The sequence below is a fragment of the Polaromonas aquatica genome, assembly GCF_042659145.1.
In the GTDB taxonomy this organism is placed as follows: domain Bacteria; phylum Pseudomonadota; class Gammaproteobacteria; order Burkholderiales; family Burkholderiaceae_C; genus Polaromonas; species Polaromonas aquatica.
The window spans coordinates 1-18825 of sequence record NZ_JBHSRS010000076.1 but is presented as its reverse complement, the minus strand read 5'-3'; the positions used below and the strand labels follow the sequence as shown (position 1 = coordinate 18825).

The window sequence follows — 18825 nt, the reverse complement described above, 5'->3', positions numbered from 1 at the left end:
CACCAAGCGATTAACGCAGGAGGGACAACACGCCTTGCGTGGTCTGGTTGGCCTGGGCCAACACCGAGGTGCCAGCTTGTTGCAGGATCTGTGCACGCGTCATGTTGGAAACTTCAACGGCGTAGTCAGCATCTTCAATGCGCGAACGCGAAGAAGACAGGTTGGTCACCGTGGTACCCAGATTGGCGATCACCGAGTCAAAACGGTTTTGCACCGCACCCAGCGAGCTGCGCAGGGCGTCCACTTTGGACAGGGCAGCATCCAGCGCCTTCAAAGGATCGACCGTTGCGGTGGAGTCGCTGACAGTTTTCGTGGTCAGCTTGCCGGGTTTTGTGGAATCGGCAAACACCTGGTTTGCAAACGCGTCGGTGACAACACCGTTGGCGTTCAGCTTCAGCGTTTCCAGTGCGGTGGTCGTCAGACCGCTGGCACCCATGAAAGCACCCGTCAGGGCGCCGCCGGCGACTGCGGTGTAATCAACACCAGCGCTGGTAGCGGCGTCGAAGTCGACGGTGCCACCGGTGGTGGTCAGCTTGGCAGCAACGACGGCAGACGAAGCCGTCTCACCGGCCACGGTGAACGTGGCGCCAGCCGAGGTGTAGGTCGCGCCGGTTGCGCCGACCTTGATCGTGTCGCCAGCCTGCATACCAGTTGCAGCAGCAGTCAACGCCGTGACGGTAGCAGCCGTGGAAGCCGTGCCGGTCTTGGTCAGATTCTTCGTTGCATCAAAGTACAGGGCGGAGCCGTCGTTCGCATCGGTCAAGGCGCCATTGCTGTCAATCTTGACGTCTTGCGACTTGCCACCGATGGTGACGGTAGCGGTCACGCTGCCGCCGACTGGTGGGGTCAGCGAGGCGTTCGTCGCAGCAAGCGTACGGGCGCTATCGGCCACAGCGTAGTTCTTGGTTGCAGCGTTGTAGGTGAAGGTTTCCGTGCCTACAACAACCACGCCTTTGTCCTGCATCAGGGCCAGGGCGTCTTTTGCCACAGCGCCATTGGCCGCTGCCGTCAGGGTACGGTCGTAAGACGTCACGCCGCCAGCAGTTCCCGTGGAAGCAAAACCTGCGACCAGCAAATCGGTTGCCGTGGCAGCCTTGTTGGCGGCGCCCTTGCCGTCGACGTTGAAGCCTTCGAGGCCCAGGGTCTTGGCGCTGATTTCTTTCAGGTCGATGTCGATGGTCTGGCCGTCGTTGGCGCCAACCTGAACCGTCAGCTTGCCAGCGTCAGCCGACAGCACTTTCACGCCGTTGAACTGGGTCTGTTCCGACACGCGGTTGATTTCGTCAAGGCGCAGGCCGATTTCATCCTGGATCGACTTCAAGTCGCTGCTGGAGTTGGTGCCGGTGGCAGCTTGCACAGCCAGTTGACGAACGCGCTGCAGGTTGTTGTTGACTTCGGTCAACGCGCCTTCAGTCGTCTGGGCGATGGAGATGCCGTCGTTGGCGTTACGCGTGGCTTGTGTCAGGCCCTTGATGTTGGCGGTGAAGCGGTTGGCAATGGCCTGACCAGCTGCATCATCCTTGGCGCTGTTGATACGCATGCCGGAAGACAGGCGCTCAATCGCCGTGTTCAAGGCCGACTGCGATTTGTTGAGGTTGTTCTGCGTGAGCAGGGAAAGGGAATTGGTATTAATGACTGATGCCATGAGGACTCCTGAATACAAAAAAAGGTTTGTAGACTCCGGCTAACTCGCCGTCACGTTGGCCTTGCTTGCTGAAACAGTTTGCAAGCCCCCGTTATTCAGGATATCGGCCGGTGCGGGAAAAACCTTTAGGGCCTTTCTGCAAAAAGTTGGCGCTCCACCCGACAACCCGGCCACCGCTCCGGCCCACACCGCCCCTATCCCGGCAAGACAAGCACCAAGTGGACCAGGCAACCACATCATTACCATCAACCCGAAATTTTCAATGAAATTGGCCTGTAGCCCCTGAATAAAGGGCGCAACCAGCTATCAATAAAGGAGCACGCCATTCAGGCAGGCATGTTCATGATTTCCTGGTAAGCCTGAACTATCTTGTTGCGCACCTGCAGGCCGGTTTGAAAGCCGATGCCGGCTTTTTGCAGATCCACCATCACATCATTGAGCGCCACGCCGGGCTTGCCCAGCTCAAACGCTTCGGCCTGCGCAGATGCGCTTTGCTGCGCGTCGCTGATGCGGTCCAGTGATTTTCTCAACTCACCGGCAAAACCACCGACAGGCACATCCCCGCCGGCCGCCGCGGGGCCCTCCATCATTGGAGCAAGCGCCCGCATTTGCTGCAAAACAGATTCGATTGACGCAATCGCCATATTTTTTCTCCGGCGCAGACGCGCCCATGTTTGATACTGACTGTCACTGATTCAGGGCCTGAAGCGTACCAGCCACCCCGCCCCGGCATCACGTCAAAAGACGGCAAAACCCCCGGTTATTCGCCCGATCAAGGGCCACACCGCGCTTGGACAATCACTCGCAAGGCTGGGGGTGCCTGGACCGGGATTGCCGGGCCAGCCTCTTGCCCTTCTCTATTAGCAATAACTGTCGTATGTCATCAGTCGTTTTGCCGCGCAGGCACCGATCACCCGCGCGCTATAGCGCCATGCAGGTGAACACATGAGTGCCACCGCATCAGTCGCCAACACGGCAAAGCCCGGAATCCGGCCTTTGCTGGAGCAGTTGCGCGCCAACCCGAAATTACCCTTGATGATTGGCGCCTCGGCCGCCGTGGCTGTTGCGGCCGCACTGCTTCTCTGGAGCCGTGCGCCTGACTATGGCGTGCTGTACAGCAATCTGTCGGACCGTGATGGTGGCGCGATCATCGCCTCGCTCCAGCAGATGAACATCCCGTACAAGTTCGCCGAGGGCGGCGGCGCCTTGCTGGTGGCGGCCAACAAGGTACCCGAGGCACGCCTGAAGCTGGCCTCCCAGGGCCTGCCCAAGGGCGGCACTGTCGGCTTTGAACTGATGGACAACCAGAAGTTCGGCACCAGCCAGTTTGCCGAACAGGTCAACTACCAGCGTGCGCTGGAAGGCGAGCTGGCTCGCTCCATCAACTCCATCTCGGCCGTCGAATCGGCGCGTGTGCACCTGGCCCTGCCCAAACCGTCCCTGTTTGTACGCGAGCAGAAAAAACCCAGCGCCTCGGTGGTTTTGTCACTGCACCGAGGGCGCAGCATAGACGAAGGCCAGATCAGCGCCATCGTGCACCTGATCTCCAGCAGCGTGCCTGAGCTCTCAGCCAAAAGCATTACCGTGGTGGATCAGGCCGGTAACCTGCTGTCGGCCGCCAATGCCGGTACACGGGGACTGGATGTCAGCCAGCTGAAATACACGCAAGAGATCGAGCAAGGCTATATACGCCGCATTGAGGCCATCCTGTTGCCCATCGTCGGTGCCGCCAATGTGCGCGCCCAGGTGGCGGCCGACATTGACTTCTCGACCGTCGAGAACACGGACGAAAAATACCGTCCGAACCAGGAACCGGGCAGCGCGGCCATTCGCAGCCACCAGTCCAGCGAGTCCAGCCAGCAAGGCACGACGCCGCCTGGCGGCGTGCCGGGCGCACTGACCAACCAGCCACCGGTCAACCCTGTGGCCCCTATCGTCAACCCTCCGGCACCAGCCCGCCCAGGCACACCAGCCGCAGACCAGCTCAGGATGAGCACGGAGCTGGCCGCAACAAGTGCGGGCCTGGCACCGCGTGTGGCCTCGGGTTCGGGTCGCAAAGACTCCACCACAAACTATGAGCTGGATCGCTCCATCCGCCATACCCAGCAAGCGGCCGGTGGTGTCAGGCGCCTGTCGGTGGCGGTTGTCATCAACTACCGAAACACCGTCGGTGCCCAGGGCAAGCGCGGGGCGCAGGCGCTGTCAGCCACAGAATTGACGCAGATCAACAACCTGGTCAAGGAAGCCATGGGCTATAGCGCGGAGCGCGGTGACTCGCTCAATGTGGTGAACAGCCCGTTTGCCTCCGACAACAGCGAAGTCGCGGATCTTCCCGTGTGGAAACAGCCTGAAAACATAGACCTGGCCAAATCGCTGGGCAAATACCTGCTGTTGGGCATGCTTGCCCTATGGTTGTGGTTTGCAGTACTGCGGCCCCTGCTGCGCAAACACCTGCAACCGCCAGCGGTGCTGCCGCCCGTGGTTATCACTGAGCAAACACCGCCACCGAACACCGAGCAGAACGAGGCAGCACAGGAGCGACAGGCAAAACGCCATTTGGACAACCTCCAGTACGCCAAGGAAAGCGCCAACACAGATCCCCGCATGGTGGCCATGCTGATCAAGCACTGGATGACTAAACATGTTGGATGAAGCAGGCATAAGAAAAGGCGCCATCCTGCTGATGACGCTGGGTGAGGAAGCCGCCGGCAGCGTCCTGCAGCATCTGTCGCAAACCGAAGTCCAGGCCATGGGCGAGGCCATGGCGGCGCTGACGCAGGTCAAGCGAGGTGAAGTCGACGAGGTTCTGGAGGAGTTCCGGATGGAAACCGAGCAGTACTCGGCCCTGCACCTGGACTCGGGCAGTTATTTGCGCGCCGTCTTGAACAAGGCGCTGGGCAACAACCGCGCCGCGGACGTGCTGGACAGCATTTTCCAGACCAGCGATTCGGCAACCGGCATGGAGCGCCTGAACCAGCTCGAAGCCACTGAAATCGTCGAGCTGATCCGCGACGAACACCCGCAGATCATCGCCACCTTGCTGGTCCACCTGGACCGCAACAAGGCAGCAGATGTGCTGGAGCAACTCCCCGAGCGCGTGCGCCACGACGCAGTGCTGCGAGTGGCCACTTTCGGCGGCGTGCAGCCGGCCGCACTCAAGGAGTTGACAGAGGTACTGACCGGCATGCTGTCGGGCGAAGGCGCCAAGCGCAGCCGCCTGGGAGGCATACGCGCCGCCGCCGAGATTGTCAACATGATGGGCAGTGCGTCGGAGGAAAGCGTGATCAAGCATGTGCGCGAACACGACGAGTTGCTGGCGCAGAAGATGATCGACGAGATGTTCCTGTTCGAGAACCTGCTGGGCCTTGAGGACCGCGCCATCCAGATGGTTCTGAAGGAAGTGGAATCGGAATCGCTGATCATTGCCCTGAAAGGTGCACAACAGGAGTTGCGCGAGAAGTTCCTCAAGAACATGTCGCAGCGTGCCGCCGAAATGCTGCGCGAAGACATCGAAATGCGTGGCCCGGTGCGGGTCTCGCAGGTCGAATCCGAGCAGAAGAACATTCTGCAGATCGTGCGCCGCCTGGCCGATGCCGGCGACATCCTGCTGGCGGCAAAGGGCGACGACTCTTATGTATGACAAGCCCCTGCCTTCACGGCCAGTCAACACCGGCAGGGTTTTGCCGGGCGCAGCCCCAAAACGCCGGGCCTCTGGCCCCAAGGAAACACTGACCGCCTGGCAACGCTGGGAAATGACATCCTTCGCCGAAGAGGCACTTGCCGGGCTACGCGAGGCGGAAGCGGTGGCGCCCGAACCCGAGGTGGCGCCATTTGTGCCGGCCTTGCTTATCGATGAAGCCGAACTCACGCGTTTGCGCAGCGAGGCGCAAAATGCCGGCGAGGCGCTGGGCTATCCCATTGGCTACGAACGCGGACAGGCTGCGGGTCATGCCGCAGGCCTGGCAGCCGTGCGGGAGCAGGCGGCCAACCTGCATGCGCTGACCAGCGCCCTGCCGGCCGCTCTGCGCGCGGCAGAGCGTTCAGTCGCAGAAAACCTGCTCGCCCTGGCGCTGGACATTGCGCGGCAAATCGTCGGCCAGAGCCTGGTTGCGGATACGCAAGCCATCCTGCCCGTGGTACGTGATCTTCTTCACGCCGAGCCGGCGCTGTCTGGCGCACCACAACTGTTGCTGCACCCCGATGATGCCGCACTGGTCAAGGAACAGCTGAAAGAAGAGTTGCAGTCTGCCGGCTGGCGCATACGCGTGGACAACCAGCTGCAGCGTGGTGGTTGCCGGGTGCTGGCAGCCAGCGGCGAACAGGACGCCACGCTGGAGACCCGCTGGGAGCGGGTCACGGCGGCACTGGCACTGACCGCATCCACTACCCCGTCGGTCTCCCATGACTGACCTGTCCGGTTCAGTCGTCGCAAACCCGCACCTGGGCACCTGGCAGAACGTGCTGGGCGAGGCCAAAGCTGCCGTCAACCAGAATGTCCCGACTCGCACCTACGGCCGCCTGACACGCGCGGTCGGGCTGGTGCTCGAAGCCGTCGGCCTGCGCCTGCCGGTGGGCAGCGACTGCCTGATTGAACTGCCGCCAGGCTACCCCCAGAAAACGGCTGACGCCGAGGTGGTGGGTTTTGCCGGCGACCGCATCCTGCTGATGCCACTCAGCGTGGTGGATGGCCTGCTGCCGGGTGCCCGCGTCTACGCGCTGGAGTCGCCCGCCGGCCACGGTAGCGGTGCCGGCCCCAGAACCAAACGCCTGCCGGTGGGTATCGGCATGCTGGGCCGGGTGGTCGATGCCGCGGGCCGGCCGCTGGACGGCCTGGGTCCGCTAAGTTTTGAACGTGAAGTCCCGCTCGCAGCAGAGCCCATTAACCCGCTGACGCGTGCCCCCATTGAGGCGGTGCTGGATGTCGGTGTACGCGCCATCAATGCCATGCTGACCGTGGGACGCGGCCAGCGCATGGGCCTGTTCGCAGGATCAGGCGTAGGTAAAAGTGTGCTGCTCGGCATGATGGCCCGCTACACCAGCGCCGATGTGATTGTGGTCGGCCTGATCGGTGAACGCGGCCGCGAAGTCAAGGATTTCATAGAAAACACACTGGGCGAGGAAGGCATGGCCCGCGCCGTGCTGGTCGCAGCACCGGCAGACACCTCGCCACTGCTGCGGCTGCAGGGCGCAGCTTACGCCACCTGCCTGGCCGAATATTTCCGGGACCTGGGGAAAAACGTCCTGCTGATCATGGATTCGCTGACACGCTACGCCATGGCCCAGCGTGAAATCGCGCTGGCCGTGGGCGAGCCACCGGCCACCAAGGGGTACCCGCCCTCGGTGTTTGCAAAACTGCCGGCCCTTGTGGAGCGCGCAGGCAATGGCGCACGCGATGGCGGCGGCTCCATCACAGCGTTCTACACGGTATTGACTGAAGGCGATGACCAGCAGGACCCGATTGCCGATTCGGCCCGCGCCATCCTGGACGGCCATGTGGTGCTCTCGCGCAGCCTGGCCGAGTCCGGCCATTACCCGGCCATCGACATCGAAGCCTCCATCAGCCGCGCCATGACAGCCCTGATCGATCCGGCACAGTTTGAAGCGGTGCGCAGCGTCAAACAAATGCTGTCGCGCTACCAGCGCAACCGCGACCTGATCAGCGTGGGCGCTTACGCCCCAGGCCACGATGCGCAACTGGACAAGGCAATTGGGCTGTATCCAAAAATCGAAGCCTTCCTGCAGCAAACCATGCATGAATGCACAGACTACGCAACGGCCGTTGGCCAGTTGCGCGGTTTGACTCACGACGACTAGCCGCTAAACGCACGGAGAAAACGCCATGCCTCAAAAGTTGCCGCTTGCCACACTGATCGAGTTGGCCCAGAAAAAATCCGACGAAGCCACCCGGCGTCTGGGTGAGTTGCAAAACGCCCACCTCAGCGCGACCCAAAAACTCGAGATGCTGCTGCAGTACCGCCAGGAGTACCTGGACCAGTTGCATGGCCAGATGCAAGGCGGCGTGCCTTCGGCCTATGTGCGCAACTTCCAGAACTTCATAGGCACGCTGAATGGCGCAATTGAACAGCAACGTGCATTGACCTTGCAGGCCGACACCCGGCTGGGGCACGGCCGCAGCGACTGGCAACACACCAAACGGCGCCTCAACTCCTTTGACACCCTGGCTGACCGGGTACGACAACAGGACATGCTGGCCAGAAACAAAAAGGAGCAACGGGAAAGCGACGAACGCTCGGCCCGGCAGTTCTACCTGCGCTCCGCCACCTGAAGCAAACACATTTAGCAAAGCCCCCTACCGCCATGTCTATCTCTCTTCCGTCCACCACTGCACCCAGCCTGTCTGGCAGCCCCAACACCGGCGCGACGACACGCCAGGACGAACAAGGACAGAACAAGCCCGGCAGTTTTGGCGAGGCCTTGTCCCGCTCCATGGCGCCCGCGCGCGAAACCCCCGAAAAAACCGATACGAAGGTGGTGAAACCGTCAAACACCCGACGACTGTCCGAGGAAAAGAAAACCGGCGCAGACGACCTGGTCAATGCAATGACATTGGCACTCCCCCCCCTGGACGCCAGAACAGCCAAATTAGCAACGCCTGCCGGCGGCACCAGCACGCTCGCCGACAACACAAAACCAGGCTCCGCAGCATTGCCCCTGGCAGATCTGCCGGCAAACACTGCAACGCCAGCCGACACACCAGCCCAGGCACCTGAAGTTGATGCAAATGCCGCTCTTGAATTGACACCACCGCCAGCGCTGGCCCTGGCCGGGCAAAAGGACATGGGACAGGCTGCGCTGAAAACGGAACTCCCTCCTGTGAATGACGGCCCGGCTATTCAACTCGAACCTGGCAAGATTGGCAACCAGCCATCCACAGGAGACAAGGACACATCTGACCAGTCTGCCGGACGCAATGACACGAAAGATCCCAGCGCGAGTGTGCCCACTGAAGCAGGTACAGGCCTGACACCGGGCACGTCCAGAAATGCAGCCAAAACACCCCCGGCCAGCACAACGGCCTTAACGCCTGAAGCCATGGTGAACAGCCCGGTTGCCAGCCAGGCCGCACCCGAGGCCGTGGCCAGCACCAATGGCACTGCCCCCATGAGTCCCATGAGTCCCATGATCACAGGCATGCAGGGATCAGGCCCTGTTTCTGCGCCCATCGCAGCAACGCCTGTCGCCAGCGCAATGCTCAGGCCTGAAGTTGGCAGCAGTGAATGGGGCAAGGCTCTGGGCCAGCAAGTCATCCAGATGGGGACATCCGGGCACCAGGTCGCGGAGCTCCAGCTGAATCCACCGGGACTGGGGCCCCTGAAAATCACACTGAGCATGAACGAACACCAGGTTCAGGCCATGTTCGCGTCTGCGCACGCTTCGGTTCGGGCCGCAGTAGAAGCGGCCTTGCCGCAATTGCGCAGCACGCTGGCCGATAGCGGCATCAGCCTCGGAAACACATCGGTCAGCTCCGGCAGCCAGCAGCAAGCCGCATTTGCAGGAAAACAGGACGAGCAGCCCGGCAGCCGCACCTACCAGGACGAACGTGCAGCAGCACCCACTCCTGCAAGTCCGATTGCAGGGTTACCTGCGCGCAGCAGCAGGACCGGCCTGGACACTTACGCCTAGTGAAGGGCCCCCGTAGACAGATTGCATACGGCCTTGCCGCAAATGCCGGAGTTGACGCGTTTTCTACCTTTTTATCGACCCATAAATCCAGAGGCTTCTGGCAAACAATCCTTTTTCAAACTTATCCAGCACCGTCATGGCTACAAGCACCCCCCCAGTGAAGACCCCAAAGACTCGCACGTTCAGTGTCCTGCTGATTGTGCTGCTCGCGCTTGGCGTGACAGCAACAGCCGCAGCAGCAGCCTATTACCTGGGCAGCAACCATAGCGACTCACCCGCGGTCGTAAAGCCTGAAGAACCTATTTTTGTCGCGCTGGAACCGCTGACCGTCAACCTCCTGCCCAATGGCCGGAGCCGTTTTTTGCACGTTGGCGTGACCCTGAAAATTGCCGATGCCAAATCCCAGGGCCAGATCGCCCAGTATTTGCCCGAAGTCCGCAGCCGGGTCCTGACCGTGCTGTCGAACCGTGAAGGCGACACGCTGGTCACCCCGGAAGACAAGGGCAAGCTGGCCAGCGACATCATGGCGGCGCTGAACCAGCCACTGACGCCCAGCCAGCCAGCCCAAAAAATATCCAGCGTGATGTTTACCACTTTCATGCTGCAATAAATCCGCCCAATGAAATTCGCCAATGGCCTATGAACAGCAGCTGTCTCAGGACGAGGTAGATGCGCTCCTGAAGGGCGTCACCGGTGAACCCGATGCGGTCAGCACACCACCGCCGGCCCCTGAAGGGCCGCCAGCCTATAACCTTGGCTCCGACGAGCGTATCGTGCGCAGCCGCATGCATACGCTGGAAGTCATCAACGACAGGTTTGCCCGGCACCTGCGTGGAGCGCTGCTGACCTTTATGCGCCGTAGCGCCGATATTTCGGTAGGTGCAGTGCAGATCCAGAAGTACGGTGACTACATCCGGAATTTGCCAGTACCGGCGAATATCAACCTGATGCAGATGAAGCCATTGCGCGGCACTGCATTGTTTGTGTTCGACCCGAAACTGGTGTTCCTGGTCGTCGACAACCTGTTTGGCAGCGACGGGCGTTACCACGTCCGGGTGGAAGGCCGCGACTTCACGCAGACCGAACAGCGCATCATCAAGCGCCTGCTGAACCTGACGCTGGACAGCTACGGCAGCGCCTGGCAGCCGGTCTACCCGCTGGACTTCGAGTTTGTGCGTGCTGAAATGCATGCCCGGCTAGCCAACATCGTGACGCCCAACGAGGTGGTTATCAACACCACCTTCCATATCGAATTCGGGCCTGTCGGTGGCGCACTGAGCGTCTGCATTCCGTACTCGATGATCGAGCCGATCCGCAACCTGCTGTCCAACCCGCTGCAGGATGAGATCGAGGTGGACAAACGCTGGGTCAAGCAGCTGTCACGCCAGGTCAAGAATGCCGACGTCGAGCTTCGGGCACAGTTCCTGACGCTGCAGTCGAGCATCGGGCAGCTGCTCAAGCTCCAGGTCGGCGATGTGCTGCCGATAGACATCCCGGAAACGATTGTTGCCAAGGTCAATGGCGTGCCGGTCATGGAGTGCGGCTACGGTACCTCCAACAAACACTATGCCCTTCGGGTACAGAAAATGATCAACCACCAAAGCGGTGATGCAAGCAAGGGAAGCGAACATGAGTGAAGGCAACAAAGAGGATCCGTCCGCAGCAGAAGACGACATCTGGGGCAGCGCATTGGCCGAGCAGGCGCAAGCCACACAAGCCGCTGCCGCGCCGGCGGCTGCATCCACGGCCGCAGCCGAACGGGTTTTTCAGCCGCTACAGGGCAATACCGGCACAGAAATCGCCAAGGGCGATATCGACCGGGTGCTGGATGTTCCCGTGCAATTGACCGCAGAACTGGGCCGCACTCGCATCACGATCAAGAACCTGCTGCAGCTGTCACAAGGTTCGGTGGTTGAGCTCGATGGCCTCGCAGGTGAACCCATGGACGTGTTCATCAACGGCTACCTGATTGCCCAGGGCGAAGTGGTGGTGGTGAACGAAAAGTTCGGCATCCGGCTGACCGACATCATCACGCCGTCCGAGCGGATCCAGAAACTGAACCGATGAAGCGCTTGCGCCTTCAGCAACTGGCGGCCGGGCTCTTGTCCGGCATTTGTGCGGCCGCCCACGCGGTGCTGCCCACCGTGCCGGCGCCCGCGGCGGAACCAGCCCGGTCCTTCGGCGCGGCCGGATTGCTGCAGGCCGGCTTTGGCCTGGCGGTGGTGGTGGCGCTGATTTTCCTGTGCGCCTGGGCGGCCAGGCGCTTTGGCCTGCAGGCACCGGGCAGCGGCCGCTTGCTGAAGGTGGTCTCCAGTGCCATGGTCGGGCAACGCGAGCGGGTGGTGGTGGTGGAGATTGGTGATTCATGGCTGGTGCTCGGCGTTGCCGCCGGCCAGGTGCGCGCCCTGCACACCATGCCTGCAGGCAAACTCAGTGAAGCGCCCGCAGCATCCGCCTTGCCGGGTATGACGACCGCGAGTGCCTTTTCGCAAAAACTGCTCGAATCCCTGGGCAGACTCAACAAGCCACGAAAGCCGGACTGATGGACATGATTTCCGGCCGCCTGGGTGTGCGCACCCGGCGGCATTTTCCTGCGCGTTGGGCTACCGCACTTTTGCTGCTGACCTTGCTTGCACTGCTGGCATGGCCCGCCGTGACACTGGCCCAGGGCATGCCGGGCATTACCAGCACCCCAGGCCCAGGCGGCAAACAGACCTGGTCGCTCAGCGTCCAGATGCTGGTGCTGATGACCTCGCTGTCCTTCCTGCCGGCCATGCTGTTGTCGATGACCAGCTTCACGCGCATCCTGATCGTCCTGGGACTGCTGCGCACGGCCATAGGCACGCAATCCTCCCCGCCCAACCAGGTGTTGGTCGGACTTTCACTGTTTCTCACTTTTTTTGTCATGTCCCCGGTGTTCGACAAGGTGCACAGCGAGGCCTACAAACCCTTCGCCGAAAACAAGATCAGCGCGGAAAAGGCGCTGGAGCGCGGGGTGGAGCCCTTCAAGCAATTCATGCTCAAGCAAACCCGGGAAGCCGACCTGGCCCTGTTCGCCAAGCTGGCCAAGGCGCCGGCCATGGACGGGCCGGAGCAAGTCAGCTTGCGGATTTTGCTGCCCGCTTTTGTGATCAGCGAACTGAAAACCGCCTTCCAGATCGGCTTCACCATCTTTATCCCTTTCCTGATCATTGACCTGGTGGTGGCCAGCGTGTTGATGTCCATGGGCATGATGATGGTGCCGCCTGCCACCATTGCACTGCCCTTCAAGCTGATGCTGTTCGTTCTTGTGGACGGCTGGCAGCTGCTGATAGGCGCGCTGGCGCAGAGTTTTTACACCTGACCCCATTAACGACACAAGGATGAGCTGAAATGACGCCTGAGTCAGTCATGGCCATGGGCTACGAAGCGATGAAACTGTCGCTGCTGCTGGGCGCGCCGCTCTTGCTGGTTGCGCTGGTAAGCGGTTTGCTCATCAGCCTGTTCCAGGCGGCCACCCAGATCAATGAAATGACCCTGTCCTTCATTCCCAAGTTGCTGGCGGTGTTTGCCACGCTGGTGATTGCCGGGCCATGGATGTTGGGACTGGTGCTGGATTACATGCGCAACCTGTTCTCGTCGATTCCCCAACTGGTCGGCTGATGCCGGCAGTTTTCTCCGTCAGCTCGGAGCAACTGAGCATCTGGCTGGTGGCGTTCCTCTGGCCTTTTGTCCGCATACTGGCGCTGATCAGCACTTCGCCTGTTTTTGGCGAAAAATCGGTGCCGCGCCGGGCCAAGGTTGGCCTCGCAGCCTTGCTGGCGATCGCCATCGCTCCCACGCTTGGTGCCTTGCCCGCAGTTCCGCTGGTGTCCGCCGGCGGTATCTGGATACTGATTCAGCAGGTGCTCATTGGCGTAGCCATGGGCTTTTCGATGCGCCTGGTGTTCACCATTGTGCAGGCCGCGGGTGAATATACGGGCCTGCAGATGGGCTTGTCCTTCGCATCCTTCTTCGACCCCACCAGCGGCGGCAACACCATGGTGGTCTCGCGCCTGCTGAACGTGATGGCCATCCTGATTTTTCTGGCGGTCGACGGCCACCTGGCGCTGATCACCACGCTGGCCGAGAGTTTTCACACCCTTCCAATTGCCGATACCCCACTGGCGGCCAGTGGCTGGTTTCTGCTGGTGGCCTCGGCCAACCAGATTTTTGTCGGTGGCTTGATGCTGGCTTTGCCGCTGATTGCAACCCTGTTGACCCTGAACCTGGCCATGGGCATTTTGAACCGGGTGTCACCCCAGTTCAGCATCTTTGCAGTGGGTTTTCCCATCACACTGCTGGCAGGCCTGGCCATGCTTCAGATGCTGATGCAATACCTGGCGCCCTTCCTTGCAACCCGGTTTGCCGAAAATTTTGGTTTCATCGATCAGTTTCTGCAGGGCCTGCGGCCCTGAGCGTGCGGTCCAGGTGGCCCTCAACGACCGACCTGCAGCGATCGAAATCTCAAGCCTTTCAGGGCCTCACCCCTTACAAGACAAGCGCAACCAGCTACTTAAATGATAGCATCCAGCCATCGAAGGCCAGGCCTACGCAACTTACAGATAGTTGAACAGCGCAATCTTCTGGATGCTCACAAAAGTCTGCTGGCTGGCCTGCAGCGCGGTCTGGCGCTGGTAGAACTCGGCAATCGCAGCGGGATAGTCCAGATCCTGCAAGTCGGACAGGTAGCTCTTGTCGTACAAGGTGCGGCCGGCACCGGTGGTTTCCAGCGCGTCCAGTTCCTGCAGGCGTGAACCGACCGAGGTGCGCACGGTCAGGACGTTGTCGTGGGCATTGGTGATCTTGCGGTTGGCCGTGCTCAGGGCATTCAGCACATTGGCTTGGGCGCCTGGGCCGGCATTGTCCATCGGCTTTTTCAGGGCATTGATCACGTCGCTGATGGTGGCAAAAACGTCTGTGCCTGCATTTTTTGCCGTGGAGACCTTGAAGCTGTCGCCCGCGGCAGGCGTTCCGCTGATGTTGAGTTGCAGGCCGCCGAAGCTGATCGGGCTACCCGCAGTAAAGACAGCAGGGGTCGGAGGAATGGCCTGCGCGGGAACCGTATCCAGCGCATACATCAGGGGATCGGCCGCCGTGCCGGTGCCCGAAAACGTGATGGAGAAATCCTTACCGTAATCCGCATGGGCCAGGTCAACAACGGAGGTCGCACTGAACACGCCGCTGCCGGTATTGGTGGCCCCGGAGGTGGTCACATAACCTGCGCCGCCCTGCACACTCTGGAAAATGCTGCGGCCATCGTCGGTACCGGCCATCTGACGCGACACATCCACCTGCATCATGCGCTGGCCCTGGTCACCGGCGTACACGACATTGCCGCCCTGGTTGACAAAAGGTGCGCTGCCGCTCTTGAAGCCGGCAAAAAGGAACTGGCCATTGCCGTCATCGGTGTTGGCCAGTCCTTGCAACTGGTCCATATTGCTTTTCAGTTCCGTGGCAATGGCGCCGCGATCCGCATCGGTCAGCGTGCCACCGGCTTTCACCAGTAATCCCTTGATGTTTTGCAAAATGGTGGTGACGCTGGACAAGGCATTGTCTTCCAGCGAAAGCGTCTGCTTGGCCTGCCCCCGGCTGGCCGAATACTGCGCGCCCAGGGCAATCGACTGCGACACGGCCAGGGCACGGGTGGCGCCCAGCGGATCGTCGGACGGCGCCAGGATCTTGGTCATCGCACCAATCTGTTGCTGTGTGCGCAGCAGATTGGTCTGCAGCGAGTTCATCGCAGACTGGCTTTGTTGATAGAAGGATTGGGTGCTGACACGCATCGTAATTTCCTGAATGACGTTTAGTTGGCAATGCCCAGGACTGCATCAAACATGGTCGATGCGGTCTGGATCACCTTGGCGTTGGCCTGGTACATCTGCTGGAACATCAGCAGATTGGCGGTTTCTTCGTCCTGGTTGACACCTGAAACAGACTGCTGGAAAGCCCCGATCTGGTTGGTCAGACTGGTCTGCGCCTTGTTCGAGATCTCGACCTGCCGGGCCTTGTTGCCCACGGTGCTGACCAGTTGGCCGTAAGAGCCACTGAAGCTGGACGTGCCGTTGGCCATGGTGTTTTTATTCTGCAAGGCGCCCATCAGCAAGGCGTTGCTGCCATCAGATACACCGCCGGTATTTTTGCCGATGGTGAAGGTGTCACCATTCGATGGAGCGCCGCTGACACTGACCGTGATGCCGTCGAAGCTGATGGAGGCACCCGCCGTATAAGGCACGCCAGCAAACGGTCCCGAGGGTGGCACAGTGTCATAGTTTCCTGCGCCGTCCGGGTTGTAGGTCGTTGCAGTCCCGTCGGCCAGCGTCACAGTGACAGGAGACGTGGCAGGAAAGCCGGACAGGGTACTGGGTGGCCCACTCTGATATGCCAACGTCACACCGGCCGCAAGTGGCGTCGCCAGATAGTTGGCATCAACCTTGCCGGCGCTGATCGCGCCGCTGCCCTGGTTGCTCGCCGTCTTGCCAGTGATGATGGGTGATGCGGCCGCGACCTTCGCAGGGTCGGTCAGCAACACCGTCATGTCGCGCGCGCCCGTACGGGTGGGCTGAATCAGGAAGGAGTCTCCCGCCTTGGCCGTGCCGCTGGCTGCGTCGAGCTGTACGCCATCAAATTTGATGGGGAAAGTAGCAGAGGAAGCGATGTCCTTGTTATCGGACAGACGCGTGACCGTATATTGCAGACCACCGGCCCCGTCATCCTTCACACTGAGCGTGTAGTCGCTGGTGGTCAGCGCGCCGATATCACTGAATGATGGCGTCAGCGCCAGGTTTCCCTGATTACGCGCGTTATTGATCAGGCCCGGACTGGCCTGGGAGAAAAAGTCCCCGCCCAAGGCCCCGTTGAGATCCATCCCCAGGTTCTGTTGTGCGTTAAAGGCGTCGGCCATCGCAATGGCGATACGGCCCAACGAGTTTTGTGCGTTCGTGAGTGTCTCGCTGCGGAACTGCAACAAACCGCCCAGCGAACCACCGGAAAGCCCCCCCTCCTGCAGTTCGATGGCTTTGCCAGCTGCGTTGATGGTGGCAACAGTCGTGCGGCCTGGATCACTGGCTGAATTGACAGCCGCCAGTTTGTTGGCCTTGTCGCCCAGCACCAGGGTTTGGCCATTGCCGATGAAAACGTTGTATTGGCCGCCGTCCTGCACCACCAGTTTGGTGCCCACCAGCTTGCCCAGCTCATTGACCAGTTGGTCACGCTGGTCCAGCAAATCATTGGGCGCCTGACCGCCCGAGGCATTGCTCAGCATGGCTACCTGCTTGTTCAGGTTGGCAATCTGCTGCGCATAGGTGTTGATTTGCTCGACATGGCCGACAACCTGCTCGTTGACGCTGGCATTGAGGCCAACCAGGTATTCATCCATGGAGCGAAACTGGTTGGTCAGGGCCTGGGCGGAGCTGAGCAGTTGCTGCCGGGCGGCCGGGTCGGCCGGTGTATTCGCAACCGCCTGGACCCCGGTGAACAGCGACTGCATCTGCACGGCCACGCCCGTTTTTTGATTGGCCAGCAGATTGTCAATCTGGCTGATCTGCGTGTAGTAGGTGTTCAGCGAATGATTCAGCGACTGCGCCTGGTTGAGTTGCGTGGCCAGATACTGGTCGTAATTACGCGTGACATCCGCCACCTTGGCGCCACTGCCAAAAAAACCGACACTCGGGCTGTAAACACCGCCGGCAGACGAAATCTGCACCGATTGACGGCTGTAGCCTGCTGTATACACGTTGGCTGTATTGTGACCCGTAGTCACCAGCGCGCCCTGCGCCACATTCAAGCCGCTAAGCCCGGTATAAAACATGCTATTTGACATAAACCTGATCCTCTAATTCAACGACGCGTACCTGACGGCCTTCTGCGACCTCTTGGTACATAACGACAAGCTCAAGAAATTTTTAAGGGCATGGCCTCTTTATTTGCAGCCTTTCGCTGCAAAAAGATGGCGGCCGGGCCTTGCAGCTGATGGTCAGACCCGTTCCGGCCTCCGCACACCAGGAATGGCAAGGGCCAGCTGTTTTACAGCCGGGATCCCCTGTCCTTTCTGGTGCGCACTCATGGGATGGAGCGGCTCCTCTGCATCCTCGTCATCGAGTTTGAACACGCTAACCACCTGTGACAAGCCACTGGCCTGCTCCTGCAGGGATGCCGCTGCAGCTGCGGCTTCTTCCACCAAAGCTGCGTTCTGCTGGGTCACCTGGTCCATCTGCGTAATCGCCTGGTTGATCTGCTCAATCCCCGAGGTCTGCTCCTGGCTGGCCGCTGTGATCTCGGCCATGATGTCTGTCACGCGTTTGACGCTATCAACAATCTCATCCATGGTCTTGCCGGCTTCGCTGACCTGTTTGCCGCCGGCTTCGACTTTCTCCACGGAGTCGTCGATCAGCACCTTGATCTCTTTGGCGGCAGCCGCGGAGCGCTGGGCCAAGTTGCGCACTTCGGCGGCGACCACTGCAAAACCTCGTCCCTGCTCTCCGGCCCTGGCGGCTTCGACTGCAGCGTTCAAAGCCAGGATGTTGGTCTGGAAGGCTATGCCGTCTATCACGCCGATGATGTCGACGATCTTTCTGGAGGAGGCGTTGATCGAGCCCATGGTGTCCACCACCTGGGACACGACGCTGCCACCTCTGACTGCAACGTTTGAGGCAGAAACCGCCAGTTGATTGGCCTGGCGGGCGTTGTCGGCATTCTGTTTGACGGTGGAGGTCAACTCTTCCATGGAAGCTGCGGTTTCTTCCAGTGAGCTGGCCTGCTCTTCTGTCCTTGAAGACAAATCCTGGTTGCCAGAGGCTATCTCTTTCGATGCCACCAGGATCAAATCAGCCGATGCCTTGATACGAGTGACCAGGTCGGTCAAGGTATCTTCCATTTCACCCATGCTGAGCAACAAGCGACCAAACTCCCCTCCACGTTCAGTGCTGAATTCCTGACTGAGATCGCCGGAGGTCACGGTCTCGGCGATGTAAATCGCCTCTTCAAGAGGCCGCACGATGCTGCGCACGAGTCCATAGGTGAAGCCCATGCCAGCCAGCAGCGCCAGGAGACCCAAACCGATCATCAGCTTGCGCGTGACCCCCGCGCCTTGTTCCGCCGCCAGGGCAACAGCCTTTGCCTGCGCACCCTGCATCTCGGCCAAAACCCTGACCTGCTCCTGTAGTGCATCCAGGCCCGCGATCCCCAGCACTACCAGCGCCATCATGAGCAGCAGCACAACGCCAAACCCCACTCCCAGCCGCGTGCTGAGTTTCAGGTTTTCAAAAATCATTTGAACGTCTTTCGCAAGTCTCATGGTGATGTTCTTTCTTCTCAACGTTTCAGTAAAAACCGAAAACCCACTCAACACAAACTGCGGCTCGCATGATGGCCCGCCGGTATTTCTGTAACCCGGCGCCTCTTAGAACGTCTCCCACTCTCCCTCTGCAACCATCCGGGAATTGCGCTGGGGCGCAGCAATCGCCTGCTTGGCCGCTGGTGGCTGCTTGGGGGCGCTTTTTGGCTTGCTACTGCTGGCA

At 60.5% G+C, this 18825-nt stretch carries 18 protein-coding genes; 13 read left to right on the top strand and 5 right to left on the bottom strand.

Translation table 11 applies throughout. The features are described from left to right. Positions 1-10: 10 nt before the first annotated feature. Together ACFQND_RS14045 and fliE are read right to left on the bottom strand one after the other, a co-directional pair. Positions 11-1645 carry a flagellin N-terminal helical domain-containing protein gene (locus tag ACFQND_RS14045; protein ID WP_371437520.1) on the bottom strand — a complete coding sequence of 545 codons (1635 nt, stop codon included), beginning with the start codon at positions 1643-1645 and terminating at the stop codon, positions 11-13. A gap of 326 nt (positions 1646-1971) precedes the next feature. Continuing rightward, positions 1972-2289 carry a flagellar hook-basal body complex protein FliE gene (fliE, locus tag ACFQND_RS14040; RefSeq protein ID WP_371437521.1) on the bottom strand — a complete coding sequence of 106 codons (318 nt, stop codon included), beginning with the start codon at positions 2287-2289 and terminating at the stop codon, positions 1972-1974. A 301-nt stretch (positions 2290-2590) separates the two neighbouring features. Between fliE and fliF the strand changes: the two genes are divergently transcribed. The 13 genes from fliF (at position 2591) to fliR (ending at position 13725) form a co-directional block, all read left to right on the top strand. Next, positions 2591-4297 carry a flagellar basal-body MS-ring/collar protein FliF gene (gene fliF / locus ACFQND_RS14035; protein ID WP_371437522.1) on the top strand — a complete coding sequence of 569 codons (1707 nt, stop codon included), beginning with the start codon at positions 2591-2593 and terminating at the stop codon, positions 4295-4297. Continuing rightward, positions 4287-5285 carry a flagellar motor switch protein FliG gene (gene fliG, locus ACFQND_RS14030; RefSeq protein WP_371437523.1) on the top strand — a complete coding sequence of 333 codons (999 nt, stop codon included), beginning with the start codon at positions 4287-4289 and terminating at the stop codon, positions 5283-5285. Before fliF ends, fliG begins: the two co-directional genes overlap by 11 nt. After that, entirely contained in the window at positions 5278-6054 is a 777-nt protein-coding gene (fliH, locus tag ACFQND_RS14025) for a flagellar assembly protein FliH (RefSeq protein ID WP_371437524.1), read from the top strand. Before fliG ends, fliH begins: the two co-directional genes overlap by 8 nt. After that, a complete protein-coding gene (fliI, locus tag ACFQND_RS14020) occupies positions 6047-7459 on the top strand; it encodes a flagellar protein export ATPase FliI (protein ID WP_371437525.1) in 1413 nt (470 codons plus the stop codon). Before fliH ends, fliI begins: the two co-directional genes overlap by 8 nt. Positions 7460-7484: 25 nt before the next feature. Further along, positions 7485-7931 (top strand): flagellar export protein FliJ, encoded by a 447-nt coding sequence (gene fliJ / locus ACFQND_RS14015; protein WP_371437526.1) that lies wholly within the window; start codon positions 7485-7487, stop codon positions 7929-7931. Between the two features lie 32 nt (positions 7932-7963). Beyond that, positions 7964-9289: a flagellar hook-length control protein FliK gene (locus ACFQND_RS14010; protein ID WP_371437527.1), complete on the top strand. Its 1326-nt coding sequence runs from the start codon at positions 7964-7966 to the stop codon at positions 9287-9289. Positions 9290-9446: 157 nt separating this feature from the next. Then, positions 9447-9899, top strand: coding sequence for a flagellar basal body-associated protein FliL (fliL, locus tag ACFQND_RS14005; RefSeq protein WP_377413918.1), 453 nt, complete (start codon positions 9447-9449; stop codon positions 9897-9899). A 22-nt stretch (positions 9900-9921) separates the two neighbouring features. After that, positions 9922-10926, top strand: a complete 1005-nt coding sequence (gene fliM / locus ACFQND_RS14000; protein ID WP_371437529.1) for a flagellar motor switch protein FliM — start codon at positions 9922-9924, stop codon at positions 10924-10926. After that, a complete protein-coding gene (gene fliN / locus ACFQND_RS13995) occupies positions 10919-11356 on the top strand; it encodes a flagellar motor switch protein FliN (protein ID WP_371437530.1) in 438 nt (145 codons plus the stop codon). Before fliM ends, fliN begins: the two co-directional genes overlap by 8 nt. Continuing rightward, entirely contained in the window at positions 11353-11832 is a 480-nt protein-coding gene (gene fliO, locus ACFQND_RS13990; RefSeq protein WP_371437531.1) for a flagellar biosynthetic protein FliO, read from the top strand. The genes fliN and fliO overlap by 4 nt, the downstream gene beginning before the upstream one ends. Positions 11833-11837: 5 nt before the next feature. Beyond that, positions 11838-12632: a flagellar type III secretion system pore protein FliP gene (gene fliP / locus ACFQND_RS13985; RefSeq protein ID WP_371437539.1), complete on the top strand. Its 795-nt coding sequence runs from the start codon at positions 11838-11840 to the stop codon at positions 12630-12632. 29 nt (positions 12633-12661) lie between these two features. Beyond that, the gene (gene fliQ / locus ACFQND_RS13980) at positions 12662-12931 is read left to right on the top strand and encodes a flagellar biosynthesis protein FliQ (protein WP_371437532.1); all 270 of its coding nucleotides are present in this window, start codon (positions 12662-12664) and stop codon (positions 12929-12931) included. Further along, positions 12931-13725, top strand: a complete 795-nt coding sequence (gene fliR, locus ACFQND_RS13975) for a flagellar biosynthetic protein FliR (RefSeq protein ID WP_371437533.1) — start codon at positions 12931-12933, stop codon at positions 13723-13725. The genes fliQ and fliR overlap by 1 nt, the downstream gene beginning before the upstream one ends. 141 nt (positions 13726-13866) lie before the next feature. Here fliR and flgL read toward each other — a convergent pair whose 3' ends face one another. From flgL to ACFQND_RS13960, 3 genes are all read right to left on the bottom strand, one after another. Beyond that, positions 13867-15093, bottom strand: coding sequence for a flagellar hook-associated protein FlgL (gene flgL, locus ACFQND_RS13970; protein ID WP_371437534.1), 1227 nt, complete (start codon positions 15091-15093; stop codon positions 13867-13869). A gap of 20 nt (positions 15094-15113) precedes the next feature. Beyond that, positions 15114-17129: a flagellar hook-associated protein FlgK gene (gene flgK / locus ACFQND_RS13965; protein WP_371437535.1), complete on the bottom strand. Its 2016-nt coding sequence runs from the start codon at positions 17127-17129 to the stop codon at positions 15114-15116. A 153-nt stretch (positions 17130-17282) separates the two neighbouring features. Continuing rightward, complete coding sequence (locus tag ACFQND_RS13960) at positions 17283-18509, bottom strand: methyl-accepting chemotaxis protein (RefSeq protein WP_371437540.1); 1227 nt, start codon at positions 18507-18509, stop codon at positions 17283-17285. Between the last annotated feature and the right edge of the window lie 316 nt (positions 18510-18825).

What these genes read in the sequence shown, in the direction of transcription:
- fliM (WP_371437529.1), top strand. Translation starts at nt 9,922, where the DNA reads ATGGCCTATGAACAGCAGCTGTCTCAGGACGAGGTAGATGCGCTCCTG.
- fliE (WP_371437521.1), bottom strand. Translation starts at nt 2,289, where the DNA reads ATGGCGATTGCGTCAATCGAATCTGTTTTGCAGCAAATGCGGGCGCTT.
- fliF (WP_371437522.1), top strand. Translation starts at nt 2,591, where the DNA reads ATGAGTGCCACCGCATCAGTCGCCAACACGGCAAAGCCCGGAATCCGG.
- ACFQND_RS14010 (WP_371437527.1), top strand. Translation starts at nt 7,964, where the DNA reads ATGTCTATCTCTCTTCCGTCCACCACTGCACCCAGCCTGTCTGGCAGC.
- fliH (WP_371437524.1), top strand. Translation starts at nt 5,278, where the DNA reads ATGTATGACAAGCCCCTGCCTTCACGGCCAGTCAACACCGGCAGGGTT.
- ACFQND_RS14045 (WP_371437520.1), bottom strand. Translation starts at nt 1,645, where the DNA reads ATGGCATCAGTCATTAATACCAATTCCCTTTCCCTGCTCACGCAGAAC.
- ACFQND_RS13960 (WP_371437540.1), bottom strand. Translation starts at nt 18,509, where the DNA reads ATGGCGCTGGTAGTGCTGGGGATCGCGGGCCTGGATGCACTACAGGAG.
- fliO (WP_371437531.1), top strand. Translation starts at nt 11,353, where the DNA reads ATGAAGCGCTTGCGCCTTCAGCAACTGGCGGCCGGGCTCTTGTCCGGC.
- fliN (WP_371437530.1), top strand. Translation starts at nt 10,919, where the DNA reads ATGAGTGAAGGCAACAAAGAGGATCCGTCCGCAGCAGAAGACGACATC.
- fliG (WP_371437523.1), top strand. Translation starts at nt 4,287, where the DNA reads ATGTTGGATGAAGCAGGCATAAGAAAAGGCGCCATCCTGCTGATGACG.
- fliJ (WP_371437526.1), top strand. Translation starts at nt 7,485, where the DNA reads ATGCCTCAAAAGTTGCCGCTTGCCACACTGATCGAGTTGGCCCAGAAA.
- flgK (WP_371437535.1), bottom strand. Translation starts at nt 17,129, where the DNA reads ATGTCAAATAGCATGTTTTATACCGGGCTTAGCGGCTTGAATGTGGCG.
- fliQ (WP_371437532.1), top strand. Translation starts at nt 12,662, where the DNA reads ATGACGCCTGAGTCAGTCATGGCCATGGGCTACGAAGCGATGAAACTG.
- fliR (WP_371437533.1), top strand. Translation starts at nt 12,931, where the DNA reads ATGCCGGCAGTTTTCTCCGTCAGCTCGGAGCAACTGAGCATCTGGCTG.
- fliP (WP_371437539.1), top strand. Translation starts at nt 11,838, where the DNA reads ATGATTTCCGGCCGCCTGGGTGTGCGCACCCGGCGGCATTTTCCTGCG.
- fliI (WP_371437525.1), top strand. Translation starts at nt 6,047, where the DNA reads ATGACTGACCTGTCCGGTTCAGTCGTCGCAAACCCGCACCTGGGCACC.
- flgL (WP_371437534.1), bottom strand. Translation starts at nt 15,093, where the DNA reads ATGCGTGTCAGCACCCAATCCTTCTATCAACAAAGCCAGTCTGCGATG.